Raw genomic sequence first — 11,768 nt, 5'->3', positions numbered from 1 at the left:
CGGAGTAAAGCCTCGTCCTTAATATTACAGGAAGTTAACAATGAACACAAACTCAGGTTAAGGCCCTCATCAGTAACAGCAGTGTCACAACGTCATAGATTTAAGTTACATAACCTGACTAAATAATTTACACTTTTGACTTCACTACTGGCTGTGATGTTTGTAAAGTCTGAGGCAAACTCCAGTCGGGACGCAAGCTAGCGGCGTTGCGTAAATAGATATGGTGAATTGAGGCGGAGGCTGGTAGATAGGCGTGGATTAAGAAACAAATGCAGCGCTGTAAACTACCTTCGACGTGCATTTGCTGCACATCCAACATGGCTACATTATCCCAACCAGGACGCGATCTAGCGATCGCATCTAGAAAAATACCATCCAAATCGCGTGTTACTGAAAAAGTCACCCTAATCATGTCCGTCGGCTGAAATTCATTCTCAACAAAAAGAATAGAGTTATTGCATAAAGCGATCGCATAACCTTTCTACTTTTTGTGCCATTCCCAATGCCCATAATTTAAAATCCTGCCAAACGATATGAAGGGTTCAAACTCAGGGATGATGAGTAATTAGCAATTAAATTGACAAAATCACACTATAAAGAGTGATATTAAGCGATAGATAGCGCTTGTAAAGGACTAACGGGCATGATTAAATCTTGGATGGTGATTGGGGGCGTGGCTTTCTTGGTTGCTTTAGCAGCAAACGTGATTACGCCTAGCGATCGCCAATGGTTCAAGCGTTTACAACGACCGAGATGGCTAACTTTTGAGGGCGCAATTCCAATTATCTGGACTGTAATATTTATTTGCGGTGCTTGGTCAGCCTATATTGTCTGGGAAAAAGACCCAGGAAGCACCTCAACCTGGTTAATCATGGGTTTATATCTGCTATTAGAAATTGTTACCATAGCCTATACGCCTGTAATGTTTAAGCTTCGCAGTTTGAAAGTGGGTACAATTCTCGGTGGCACGGGTTTGATTATTAGTGCTTTATTGATACTTGCAGTCTTAGGTTTTTCTGGTTGGGCAGCACTATTACTGGTTCCTTATTTGCTCTGGAGTCCCATTGGTACTTATACCACTTGGCAAATGATCCGTCTCAATCCTCAAGATGCCTAAGATTCGCACCAGGGAATGATTAAACATCTAGCCTAAATTGTCAAACTTGCAGTGTATGACTTGACAAAATACATAAGCAGGAGTGCATTATGATCCCATCTTGGATAATAATCGGGGCTGTAACTTTTTTCGTCGCCCTTGGTAGTTTCTTCATCACGCCACGTGATGTTAAATGGTTTGCAAACTTAAGTCGCCCTCGTTGGCTAGTTTTTGAGCCGTTGATTCCAATTATCTGGACTGTGATTTTTATTTGCGGTGCAGCTTCAGCTTATATTGTCTGGGAAAAAAATCCCGGAAGCCTAATTACTTGGCTATTAATGGCTTTGTACCTTTTGGTGGAAATTATCACCGTCGCCTATATACCTACAATGTTGAGGTTTCGCAGTCTCAAAGTTGGGGAAATTCTTGGGCTAATCGGTTTGATTTCAGGTGTTGTCCTGGCAATCTGCGTTTTGCCGATTTCTTTAGTAGCGGCGCTGTTACTCCTTCCCTATCTAGTTTGGACTCCCATTGGTACTTACACTACCGACGAGTTAAAAGAACTGAATCCTCAAGATGCATAATGCATCTATGTAAGACGTCCATAACGTGCTGTGACAGGCTTGGCTGGATTGGATTGATTATTCAGCCAAGCCCACATTTGATCGCCGACAGAAAAATGCCACCACTCTCTAGGATTGCGTTGAAAGCCAGCTTTTAACATTACATCTCGTAATAGTTGACGATGAGCATGATACTTTTGCGTTTCTGAGTCGTCGCTATTGGCATAATAATCTGGATGCGATCGCTCTGACATTTCATCAATCGGCGAACCCATATTCACTATTTGCCCTGCATCATCTACTAGCGTTACATCTACTGCCCCACCTGTACTGTGAGGAGGGGGAGTTTTTTCATCCAAACTTGGTACAGCCCAAATTGCATAAACTGCTTCCCAAATCTCTTGGCGTTGGTTTGGTGATAACTCCACCTCAGTCAGTCCCCTATGCTGCACTGCTTGGGCGAAGCTGTAATCTACCATAAACTGTTGGACTGCGATCGGGCGATAGGCATCAAAGATTTGGATATGCCAGTTGGGATGCAACAGTTGAAGATAATTTTGCGCTTGGAGCAAATTTTCGATAACGCTTTGACGGAGATAATAGGGGGAGTGTTTACCATAAGGCGCACCTAATTTTTCATAAGGATGGGGAGATTCCACCGCAAACAATTCTAAAGGAATCGCCATTAGCGGTTCACCACACTCGAAAATTGGGATTTGATGATAAGGTCTCATGTGATAATTCGTAATTCGTAATTCGTAATTATTACCTCATGCTGTGCATCAGGAATAATTTATTTCTGTACGCTAATAAATTTAACTTTCTTGTACCTTCAATTACGAATTATTAAATGCTCAATCAAAATCAAATACCTCTGTTAGATGCCTTAAAAGCCAATGCAGCAAGACCTCATGCGCCTTTTTACACTCCAGGACATAAACTAGGTGAGGGAATTTCTCAACCTTTGGCTGACTTACTTGGTAAAGCCGTCTTTCGCGCTGATTTAACCGAATTAGCAGATTTAGATAATCTCTTTGCACCCCAAGGCGTTATTCAAGAAGCACAACAACTAGCGGCTGAGGCGTTTGGTGCTTCGCAAACATGGTTCCTTGTGAATGGTTCTACCTGTGGGATTGAAGCAGCAATTCTCGCTACCTGTGGCACAGGCGATAAAATCATTCTGCCTCGAAATGTACATTCTTCTGCGATCGCAGGTTTAATTCTCTCAGGTGCAATACCAATTTTTCTCCATCCTGAATACGATCCAGTTTTAGATATTGCCCACAGCATTACGCCCAATGCTGTAGAATCTGCACTCCAACAACATCCCGATGCTAAAGCAGTTTTGACAGTTTATCCAACATATTACGGCGTTTGTGGAAATTTGAGTGCGATCGCCAGCATTACACATCAATATAATATTCCTCTACTCGTAGATGAGGCACACGGCGCACACTTTGCCTTTCATCCCGAATTACCCACTCCAGCTTTAGCCGCAGGTGCGGATTTAACTGTACAATCCATTCACAAAGTACTTGGTGCGATGACACAAGCATCGATGCTGCACGTTCAAGGTAATAGGATAGATTGCGATCGCATCAGTAAAGCTTTGCAGCTCGTACAGTCTACCAGTCCTAGTTATTTACTTTTAGCTTCTTTAGATGCAGCGCGTCAGCAAATGGCACTCTACGGAAAAATGCTAATGTCTCGCACTTGGCAACTTGCTGAAGAAGCTAGAACCAGAATCAGTCAAATTCCTGGATTATCAGTTTTGGAAATGCCTCAGTTGGAGGAATCTCCCGGCTTTATAGCTTTAGACAAAACGCGACTAACTGTCACTGTTTCTGGTTTAGGTTTAACCGGATTTGAAGCAGATGAAATTTTGGATGAAAAATTTGCCGTTACTGCTGAATTTGCCTCACTACAACATCTCACCTTTATCATTAGTTTGGGCAACACCCCAGCCGATATTGAACAATTAGTGCAAGGTTTCACAACCCTTGCCAAAGAATATCGTCGAAGCAACTTGACTGTTAAAAACCAGGTTTGGCTAAATTTAGACAAAACGCTAAATTATGCTTTACAACTTTCTCCCCGTGAAGCTTTTTTTGCTGTCAGTGAAATACTACCTTTGACACAAACCAATAAACGCATCTGTGCTGAAATCGTTTGTCCCTATCCTCCAGGAATTCCTGTGTTAATGCCGGGAGAAGTCATCACCAAATCAGTCCTTGAATACCTACAACAAATCCAGGCTATGGGGGGATTTATCAGCGGTTGCAATGACATTAGCCTCAAAACTTTGAAAGTTGTGAAATAACGTTATAACTACTGAATTCTTCTTCATAAAAGTTTAATTGATGAAGTCAATAGTAAATGTGCGGTTTTTCAGATGATTTAGGGAAAAATATACAGTAGTTCTACCAGTGTGAAACTTCAATAAAAATAGCTAGTAGACTAGTGCAATCTTTGATTTATACCCATAGGATCGTCTTGATGATTCCTAAACTAGAAGATGAAATCAAAAACCTATTATATTTGGGGGTTAGTAACAGCTCCGATTGTAGTCACTCTAGCGCTGGGTTTCTCAGCAAGAGCGAATGCAGTTGAGTTAGGCGCTGCCTCTGATTACAATGTATTTGTTTTAGGAGATATCTCTCAAAAATATACAGATATCGAAGGAAAAGTTGCTGCTGGCGGTAACATAAATTTCGTCGGCGGACTTGGAAGCAGACTTTCTGGTAATAGCGGCAATGTAGTAGTCGCTGGACAGAATTTAACTTTAAGCAACGGTCAAGTCTACCACGGTAATGCTGTCTATGGAGGCAGCGCCAATGTATCCAGCAATGTAGGATTTCCCCAAGGAACTCTCAGCCAGGGTAATCCCATCGACTTCAATGAAGCAGGGAAACAACTTCGAGGGTTATCCGAATATTTGGCAACCTTGACTCCTACTGGTAACACAACAGTTCAACCTTGGGGTGCTATTAACCTTAGTGGCAGTGGTACTGCTTTCAATGTTTTTAATCTTGCAGGCTCATCTGTTTCCAAGACCAACTATTTTGAAATTAAAGGGGACGCAAATTCAACTATCGTTGTCAATATCAGCGGTAAGGATGTGTCACTACAAAACTTTGGATTTAATATCATTGGCGCAGATAAACAAAAAGTAATCTACAACTTCTATGAAGCGACAAACTTAACCGCTAGTGGAATTGGCATCCAAGGTAGTATTCTTGCGCCTTTGGCTAATTTCAATTTCAATAACGGTCAAGTTAACGGCAATGTAGTGGTAGCTTCTTTGACAGGAAATGGTGAGTCTCACAACTATCTATTTAATGGCGATCTGCCAGATGTCCCAATAAAGTACTACAATCCGCCTAAGCTTCCTACTCGTGTTCAGGTTCCAGAGCCTGCAAATCTTCCAGGTTTAGGATTAATTGCTGTAGTATTTGGTTTGTTTCGCTACAAACGCAATCAAACAACTTGTTTAGAATAATTAAAAATTTTTGGCAGCATAGCGCATGAAGCGAACTTATTTACAGATTTTCGCTCATGCGCTATTTCCTTGCTCTCTACCTTCTACAATAAGGATAGACTTTATTGAGATTTGTATAGTTGGGGATCGGCTGTCATGGCTCCCGCCGTTTTCATTCAAAATTTGCAAAAGCGCTACGGTACAGTGGTTGCCGTCCAGGATGTTTCCTTTCAGGTAGAACCAGGAGAAATTTTTGGTTTACTTGGCCCCAACGGTGCTGGGAAAACTACTACCTTGCGTGCTTTGTGTACGCTGACCACACCGGATGCTGGCAAAATCGAAGTATCTGGCATCTCTGTGTTAGATAATCCCAGAGTTGCAAGACAACGACTAGGCTACGTAGCTCAGGAAGTCGCTATAGATAAGGTGTTGACTGGAAAAGAACTGCTGCAATTGCAAGCAGCACTTTATCACCTTCCAGGCGCAGTAGCCAAACAGCGAATTGAGACAGTATTAGATTTACTCGGTTTGCAAGAATACGCCAACAAAAAGACAGGAACCTACTCTGGCGGTTTACGCAAGCGCCTAGACTTGGCTGCTGGATTGCTCCATGCACCGGATGTTCTGGTATTGGACGAGCCAACTGTAGGGCTTGACATAGAAACTCGTTTTGTGGTATGGGATTTCCTAAGAAAATTACGCGCCTCTGGGACGACGGTAGTAATTACCAGCCATTATTTAGAAGAAATTGACGCTTTAGCCGATCGCGTGGCAATTATAGATCGCGGCGTTGTAATTGCAAGTGGTACACCTTCGCAATTGAAAGATCAAGTAGGGGGCGATCGCATCACCTTGCGAATCCGCGAGTTTTCCCCCATTGAAGAAGCTGAAAAAGCTAAAAACCTCCTGAAACCTTTACCCTTTGTCCAAGAAGTTATCATCAACAGCGCTCAAGGTAATTCACTCAACTTGGTAGTGACACCTCAGAATGATGTTCTCATTAACATACAGCAAGCGCTGAATACCGCGGGCTTGCCCATATTTGGCATCGCCCAATCTCGCCCCAGCCTCGATGACGTTTATCTCGCTGCCACAGGACGCACCTTATTGGATGCAGAACTCGCAGCCGTCGCCACCCGCGATCCCAAAGCTGAAAAGAAGCAGAATATGAGATAGCTAGGGAGCAGGGGAGCAGGGGAGCAGAGGAGCAGGAGAGCAGGGGAGAACAGTAAGTCTTTCCGCTCCGCACCTCTGCCTCTTGTGCCCAATCTAAAATCCAAAATCCAAAATCCAAAATTGCTATGAGTGTTACTCCTAAGTCTGATATCAATTGGCAGCCATTAGCATCGCCGCAAGCAGATGTTAATACTGCACCTAACTTTTTCGGTGAATTGGTACAAGAGACGTTGGCTTTAACTCGTCGCTTGTTTATTCAATTGCAACGCCGTCCCTCATCTTTGGTTGCTGGAATTATTCAGCCAGTAATGTGGTTAGTGCTATTTGGTGCTTTGTTCCAAAATGCTCCCAAGGGCATATTTGGCAATACAACAAATTACGGCCAATTTTTGGCTGCTGGCATCATTGTGTTTACAGCCTTTGCTGGAGCGCTAAATGCTGGTTTACCTGTAATGTTTGACCGCGAGTTCGGCTTTTTGAATCGTTTGCTGGTGGCACCTTTAGCATCGCGGTTTTCCATTGTCTTTGCCTCAGCCATCTTCATCATCAGCCAAAGTTTGCTGCAAGCTGCGGTGATTGTAGCAGCGGCGGCGTTTTTGGGGGCTGGACTACCCGATGTAGCGGGTTTAAGTGCGATCGCTCTAATTGTTCTACTCTTAGCTTTGGGTGTAACAGCCATTTCCCTCGGTTTAGCTTTCGCTTTACCCGGACACATTGAATTGATTGCAGTGATTTTCGTCACCAACCTACCACTATTGTTTGCTAGTACAGCTTTAGCACCTCTATCCTTCATGCCTAAGTGGTTGCAGGTTGTGGCTACTCTAAATCCTCTCAGCTATGCGATCGAACCAATTCGCTATCTCTATTTCCACAGTAATTGGGAACTAGGTAGTGTAGTGATGCAGGCTCCTTGGGGCAATGTTACCTTTGGAGGAGCATTGCTGGTGTTGTTTGGCTTTGCCCTAGTCGCCTTAGTGAGTATTCAACCCCAACTGCGGCGGACTCTGGCTTAAAAAGATAAAATAGATAAATTTTAGGTAGGGTCAAAACCCATGAAAAAACCATTTTTACAAATTACTAGACTCTTTGTAGCTACAGCAGCAGGAATTAGCTTTGCTTCCTTGCTCATGGCTCAACCAAGTTCCGCTCAAGTCAGCAGCCCAGCGGATGCTTTCCCCAGCAATAGTACAACAGACCAAAATACCGATCCTTTCGCCCGTTCCAACTCAGACAATTTCAATATGTTCGATCTGATTCATCGGGCAAACTTCGGGACTCTCAACTGGGATTCTAACCAACAGAACGAAGAACTAAACTCAGCAGCAGCAGCCTTTAAAGCAAGGCAACAAAAACTAATTCAAGGTCAACAACAGCAACCAACCCTCAGTTTGCCAACGGTTACACAACCATCAGTTACGCCGCTATTGGTGACACCACCATCAGGTAACTGAATCAAACAAAGAACCCCAAGCCTCTAGAGACTTGGGGCTAAGACCATTTAAAAAATCCTGAATTATCAGATCAGCCCAAGTGCAGCTAAAACATCGCTAGCATGGGTGGTGGTATTTACAGCACTGTCAACATGGGTAATTTTGCCACTAGGGTCAATTACGTAGGTGACGCGCTTGGCATAACCGCCGCCATCCACATCGAAAGCTTTGATTAGGGATTTGTCGCTGTCAGCCAGTAGAGGAAAATTCAAATTATATTTTTGGGTGAATGCTTGATGCGAGACTTCATCATCTGCACTGACTCCCAAGATGACAATATCTTTACCTTGATATTGAGACTGGGCATCCCGAAAACTACAGGCTTGTTTGGTGCAGCCTGGCGTGTCATCTTTGGGGTAAAAATACAAAACAACCGTCTTTCCGGCAAAATCAGATAACGAGACTGTGTTGCCGTTTGTATCTTTGGCGGTAAATGCAGGTGCATCCGTACCAACTGCTAGAGGCATAATTAACCTTTCCTGTTTCAGATTGTTGATGCACTTGAAATTTTACATTAATTTATAATGTTTAAATATAATTACTAAAAAATAGGATAAATATACCTTAGGTAACTAATTTTGGTTTAATGGGGTATTTAGTACAAGAAAAAATATATTATTAAATTAATCTTTATTAGAAGAAAAATTTATACCCATACACGATGCCTGCTGTTGATTCCCAAAACCCAAATATTTTTGTCTATCCTCAAAGCACAGTAGAAAGAGCCGAGCGATCGCTAGTGTGTTCGCCTTTTAATGTATCTTTATTTGAAGTGATGGGCCACCAGAGTGTATCAGTAACTGCGATCGCTCTGGAAAATGGACTCAAGCAAGGCTATACTAAACGCCCTTTATCAGAATTAGCCTGTGATGACGCTTTGGGCTGGTTGATTCAAGTAGGTGTATTGCGCCGAGAAGTCGATGGTCAGGGAATTACAGATAGTTTTCGTCTAACTCCTTTGGGACGCCAGTTAGTGGAACAATACCAAGGTAAAAATTGGCGTACTCCTTCATGGCGCGATCGTTTCTATGATGCTGTGATTCGTTGGTTACGGATACCTTTTTAGAATAAAAAATCCAAGAGTTAGGATTAGGGAATCAAAGGGAACAATATACACGGAAACATCACATCTATTCATGAAGTCTTTACCATAACCATCCAACTGCAATTTGTGATGGTTATAGTAGGCATTGGGTACAAGAGGCAGAGGTGCAGAGGGGCAGAGGAGAAAGACTTGCTACTACTTAATCCTCTGCTCCCCTGCTTACTCATCTCCCGCTGCTCCTTTGTTGTTCGCTCCTAAAAATTAACTCTGTATCTTGAAAAACTAAGTGATAGCAACTATGAAATCAATTATGGTAGTGGGGACAACATCCCATGCAGGGAAATCACTTTTAACTACAGCTATTTGTCGCATTTTATCGCGGCGTGGTTGGCGAGTAGCTCCCTTTAAAGGCCAAAATATGGCTTTAAATGCTTATGTCACCGCCAGTGGTGGAGAAATTGGCTATGCTCAAGCAGTGCAAGCTTGGGCTGCGGGAGTCGTGCCTTGGGTAGAAATGAACCCAATTTTACTCAAACCCCAAGGGGATATGACTTCTCAAGTAATTATTAAAGGTAGGTCTGTAGGTAAAGTGAGTGCCTCAGATTACTACGAGCAATATTTTGAATTGGGGTGGCGGACAATTGAAGAATCGCTACAGCATTTAGGAACAGAATTTGACTTGGTGGTTTGTGAAGGTGCCGGTAGTCCTGCGGAAATTAACCTCAAGCACCGCGACTTAACTAATATGCGGGTGGCAAAATATTTAAATGCACCAACTATGTTAGTAGTTGATATTGACCGGGGTGGTGCTTTTGCCCATGTCGTTGGAACTTTAGAGTTATTGGAACCAGATGAACGCGCCTTAATTAAAGGTATAGTAATTAATAAGTTTCGAGGTCAGCGATCGCTCTTAGATCCGGGGATAAAATGGTTAGAAGAACGCACAAAGATCCCCGTGATCGGTGTTATACCCTACTTGCAAGAAATGTTTCCAGCAGAGGATTCTCTTGACCTGCTAGAACGTCAATCGTCGTCGAATAAAGCCCAAACTGACCTCAACATTGCCGTCATCCGCTTACCAAGAATTGCCAACTTCACCGACTTTGATCCGCTCGAATCAGAAAGTACAGTTTCAATTAAATACTTAAGTCCGAAGCAAGATTTAGGACATCCTGATGCCGTGATTATCCCCGGTACAAAGACCACAATTGCTGACTTGCTACTGTTGCAAAAAAGCGGTATGGCAGAAGCTATCCAAAACTACGCTGCTTCTGGGGGAACGGTTTTAGGTATCTGCGGTGGCTATCAAATGCTTGGTCAAATCATCGCCGACCCAGAAGGGATAGAGGGACAAGCTGGCAGATTTCAAGGGTTAAACCTTTTACCAATCAGAACTGTAATTACAGGACAAAAAATCGCCCGCCAGCGCCAAGTTAGCTCAAATTATCCCCAACAAGGCTTGCCAGTCAATGGCTTTGAAATCCACCAAGGGCGATCGCGCATCGAACAGCAAGGCATAGATCCCCAATCCTACCATGCCCTATTTGACGATATTAATTTAGGGTTAGTAGATAGTTGTCAATCAGTTTGGGGAAGTTACCTGCACGGGCTTTTTGACAATGGACCTTGGCGACGCGCTTGGTTAAATCGCCTCCGTCAACAGCGGGGTTTAAAATCTTTGCCCACAGGTGTTGCTAACTATCGGGAACAGCGAGAGCAGATTTTGGACTCTCTAGCCATTGAAGTTGAAAGCCATTTAGACTTAAGTCTGTTTTTGTCTTAAGCTAAAATGCGTTGAAATGTCATTAGTCATTGGTCACTTGTACTGAGCGTAGTCGAAGTATTAGCCATTTGCGAAGGACAAAGGACAACTGACAAATGACAACTCTATTAAATGCGTAACATTGATGATTGTTCGTGTCCGTTTTTTACCAGATGATGTCACAGTAGATGCCGAAGTGGGAGAAGCCCTCTTAGATGTAGCAGACCGGGCTGGGGTTTTTATTCCCACCGGTTGTCTCATGGGGTCTTGTCACGCTTGTACAGTCGAATTAGAGGATGGAGAGATCATCCGCGCTTGTATCAGCGCAGTACCGCCACGTCAAGAATTGACGATTAATTTGTTTAGCGACCCAACTTGGTAATGTCGCTTATTAATTGCATGAATATTTAACCAAACTAAAGTAGAACACCACGGATAAATCTTATGTCAGACTACATAACAGTGCAAAACGGCAACGACATTATCAAGATTAATAAGGATAAATTTAGCGGTTTGTTCAGCAAAAATTCTAATGAAGATATAATTTCTCTTGCTTATGAGGATGATAATGGTATTCCCAAGGTAGTTCAAATTTATAAAGATAAAGATCCTGCTGCCTTTGCAGAAGCCTTGGATTTTTTACAAAGTCTAAAATAAGTAGGAACTGTCTCAAAAGTCTTTTAATACAGGCATTTTAGTAGTTAATGCTGCACAATTGCGCTAGCAATTGCAGGTCATTTTCATTGAAATAGTATTTTTACGTGTGATTACTGTTTTTTGGCATTTCAAGTGTATGCAATATTATTTATCAGATTGCACTTAATTAAAAATCAGTAAAATAATGGCAGATGCTTACTTTCCTTTACCTTATAAATTAAAAGGGTCAAATATAGGCTTTCATACTGAAATTGTTGGGAGACTCTCAATGATAAATAATTCATTGGTTTTTAAACGGCATCAAAAAATTGAAGTAAACGGTTTTGTATTCCCGTTTGATGCTAAATATTTAGGTAAACATGGTGTTCGAGAACTTGTTTACCCTATAGAAACAGCACATTTAATGAAACTTAATAATGATTTCTTTGCAAAACACAAAGAAGAATATGAACCTCTTTCTTACATAGAATTTATGGAATACTTTGATTTGTTTAATTAAAA

Annotated in this window: 14 protein-coding genes and 1 pseudogene; 12 read left to right on the top strand and 3 right to left on the bottom strand. The window is 42.3% G+C overall.

The genetic code is table 11. The features are described 5' to 3' along the window. Positions 1-127 precede the first annotated feature (127 nt). Positions 128-433, bottom strand: a pseudogene (aroH, locus tag V7K84_RS28400) (chorismate mutase); the annotation flags it as partial. 210 nt (positions 434-643) lie between these two features. Between aroH and V7K84_RS28395 the strand changes: the two are divergent. Together V7K84_RS28395 and V7K84_RS28390 are read left to right on the top strand one after the other, a co-directional pair. Then, the gene (locus V7K84_RS28395) at positions 644-1,117 is read left to right on the top strand and encodes a TspO/MBR family protein (protein WP_322638266.1); all 474 of its coding nucleotides are present in this window, start codon (positions 644-646) and stop codon (positions 1,115-1,117) included. 89 nt (positions 1,118-1,206) lie between these two features. Continuing rightward, positions 1,207-1,680 carry a TspO/MBR family protein gene (locus V7K84_RS28390; RefSeq protein WP_334843121.1) on the top strand — a complete coding sequence of 158 codons (474 nt, stop codon included), beginning with the start codon at positions 1,207-1,209 and terminating at the stop codon, positions 1,678-1,680. 5 nt (positions 1,681-1,685) lie between these two features. On the opposite strand, the gene V7K84_RS28385 is transcribed toward V7K84_RS28390, so the two are convergent. Further along, entirely contained in the window at positions 1,686-2,393 is a 708-nt protein-coding gene (locus V7K84_RS28385) for a M15 family metallopeptidase (RefSeq protein ID WP_334843118.1), read from the bottom strand. Between the two features lie 116 nt (positions 2,394-2,509). Between V7K84_RS28385 and V7K84_RS28380 the strand changes: the two genes are divergently transcribed. The 5 genes from V7K84_RS28380 (at position 2,510) to V7K84_RS28360 (ending at position 7,764) form a co-directional block, all read left to right on the top strand. Then, positions 2,510-3,979, top strand: coding sequence for an aminotransferase class I/II-fold pyridoxal phosphate-dependent enzyme (locus V7K84_RS28380; RefSeq protein ID WP_334843115.1), 1,470 nt, complete (start codon positions 2,510-2,512; stop codon positions 3,977-3,979). A gap of 195 nt (positions 3,980-4,174) precedes the next feature. Continuing rightward, positions 4,175-5,158, top strand: coding sequence for a choice-of-anchor A family protein (locus V7K84_RS28375; RefSeq protein WP_334843113.1), 984 nt, complete (start codon positions 4,175-4,177; stop codon positions 5,156-5,158). A 135-nt stretch (positions 5,159-5,293) separates the two neighbouring features. Next, positions 5,294-6,313 carry an ABC transporter ATP-binding protein gene (locus V7K84_RS28370; protein ID WP_094352455.1) on the top strand — a complete coding sequence of 340 codons (1,020 nt, stop codon included), beginning with the start codon at positions 5,294-5,296 and terminating at the stop codon, positions 6,311-6,313. Positions 6,314-6,438: 125 nt separating this feature from the next. Beyond that, entirely contained in the window at positions 6,439-7,326 is an 888-nt protein-coding gene (locus V7K84_RS28365; protein WP_334843112.1) for an ABC transporter permease, read from the top strand. A 39-nt stretch (positions 7,327-7,365) separates the two neighbouring features. Further along, positions 7,366-7,764, top strand: a complete 399-nt coding sequence (locus V7K84_RS28360; protein WP_334843110.1) for a hypothetical protein — start codon at positions 7,366-7,368, stop codon at positions 7,762-7,764. A 65-nt stretch (positions 7,765-7,829) separates the two neighbouring features. On the opposite strand, the gene V7K84_RS28355 is transcribed toward V7K84_RS28360, so the two are convergent. Continuing rightward, positions 7,830-8,270 carry a peroxiredoxin gene (locus tag V7K84_RS28355; RefSeq protein WP_099101976.1) on the bottom strand — a complete coding sequence of 147 codons (441 nt, stop codon included), beginning with the start codon at positions 8,268-8,270 and terminating at the stop codon, positions 7,830-7,832. A 194-nt stretch (positions 8,271-8,464) separates the two neighbouring features. Here V7K84_RS28355 and V7K84_RS28350 point away from each other — a divergent pair, with 194 nt between their 5' ends. The 5 genes from V7K84_RS28350 to V7K84_RS28330 all read left to right on the top strand — a co-directional run bounded on the left by V7K84_RS28350 (position 8,465) and on the right by V7K84_RS28330 (position 11,766). After that, positions 8,465-8,869 carry an Npun_F0494 family protein gene (locus V7K84_RS28350; RefSeq protein WP_099101975.1) on the top strand — a complete coding sequence of 135 codons (405 nt, stop codon included), beginning with the start codon at positions 8,465-8,467 and terminating at the stop codon, positions 8,867-8,869. Between the two features lie 277 nt (positions 8,870-9,146). Next, positions 9,147-10,631: a cobyric acid synthase CobQ gene (gene cobQ / locus V7K84_RS28345; protein ID WP_334843107.1), complete on the top strand. Its 1,485-nt coding sequence runs from the start codon at positions 9,147-9,149 to the stop codon at positions 10,629-10,631. Between the two features lie 124 nt (positions 10,632-10,755). Then, positions 10,756-10,992 carry a 2Fe-2S iron-sulfur cluster-binding protein gene (locus tag V7K84_RS28340; RefSeq protein WP_334843105.1) on the top strand — a complete coding sequence of 79 codons (237 nt, stop codon included), beginning with the start codon at positions 10,756-10,758 and terminating at the stop codon, positions 10,990-10,992. Between the two features lie 62 nt (positions 10,993-11,054). Then, the gene (locus V7K84_RS28335; protein WP_334843104.1) at positions 11,055-11,267 is read left to right on the top strand and encodes a hypothetical protein; all 213 of its coding nucleotides are present in this window, start codon (positions 11,055-11,057) and stop codon (positions 11,265-11,267) included. Positions 11,268-11,451: 184 nt separating this feature from the next. Further along, positions 11,452-11,766 (top strand): hypothetical protein, encoded by a 315-nt coding sequence (locus V7K84_RS28330; RefSeq protein WP_334843102.1) that lies wholly within the window; start codon positions 11,452-11,454, stop codon positions 11,764-11,766. Positions 11,767-11,768 lie beyond the last annotated feature (2 nt).

Origin of the sequence: Nostoc sp., assembly GCF_036917315.1 — a bacterium.
In the GTDB taxonomy this organism is placed as follows: Bacteria; Cyanobacteriota; Cyanobacteriia; order Cyanobacteriales; family Nostocaceae; genus Nostoc.
This window is presented reverse-complemented; position numbering and strand designations above follow the sequence as displayed.

Coding starts and splice junctions, on each gene's coding strand:
- V7K84_RS28395 (WP_322638266.1), top strand. CDS start 644: ATGATTAAATCTTGGATGGTGATTGGGGGCGTGGCTTTCTTGGTTGCT.
- V7K84_RS28390 (WP_334843121.1), top strand. CDS start 1,207: ATGATCCCATCTTGGATAATAATCGGGGCTGTAACTTTTTTCGTCGCC.
- V7K84_RS28385 (WP_334843118.1), bottom strand. CDS start 2,393: ATGAGACCTTATCATCAAATCCCAATTTTCGAGTGTGGTGAACCGCTA.
- V7K84_RS28380 (WP_334843115.1), top strand. CDS start 2,510: ATGCTCAATCAAAATCAAATACCTCTGTTAGATGCCTTAAAAGCCAAT.
- V7K84_RS28375 (WP_334843113.1), top strand. CDS start 4,175: ATGAAATCAAAAACCTATTATATTTGGGGGTTAGTAACAGCTCCGATT.
- V7K84_RS28370 (WP_094352455.1), top strand. CDS start 5,294: ATGGCTCCCGCCGTTTTCATTCAAAATTTGCAAAAGCGCTACGGTACA.
- V7K84_RS28365 (WP_334843112.1), top strand. CDS start 6,439: ATGAGTGTTACTCCTAAGTCTGATATCAATTGGCAGCCATTAGCATCG.
- V7K84_RS28360 (WP_334843110.1), top strand. CDS start 7,366: ATGAAAAAACCATTTTTACAAATTACTAGACTCTTTGTAGCTACAGCA.
- V7K84_RS28355 (WP_099101976.1), bottom strand. CDS start 8,270: ATGCCTCTAGCAGTTGGTACGGATGCACCTGCATTTACCGCCAAAGAT.
- V7K84_RS28350 (WP_099101975.1), top strand. CDS start 8,465: ATGCCTGCTGTTGATTCCCAAAACCCAAATATTTTTGTCTATCCTCAA.
- cobQ (WP_334843107.1), top strand. CDS start 9,147: ATGAAATCAATTATGGTAGTGGGGACAACATCCCATGCAGGGAAATCA.
- V7K84_RS28340 (WP_334843105.1), top strand. CDS start 10,756: ATGATTGTTCGTGTCCGTTTTTTACCAGATGATGTCACAGTAGATGCC.
- V7K84_RS28335 (WP_334843104.1), top strand. CDS start 11,055: ATGTCAGACTACATAACAGTGCAAAACGGCAACGACATTATCAAGATT.
- V7K84_RS28330 (WP_334843102.1), top strand. CDS start 11,452: ATGGCAGATGCTTACTTTCCTTTACCTTATAAATTAAAAGGGTCAAAT.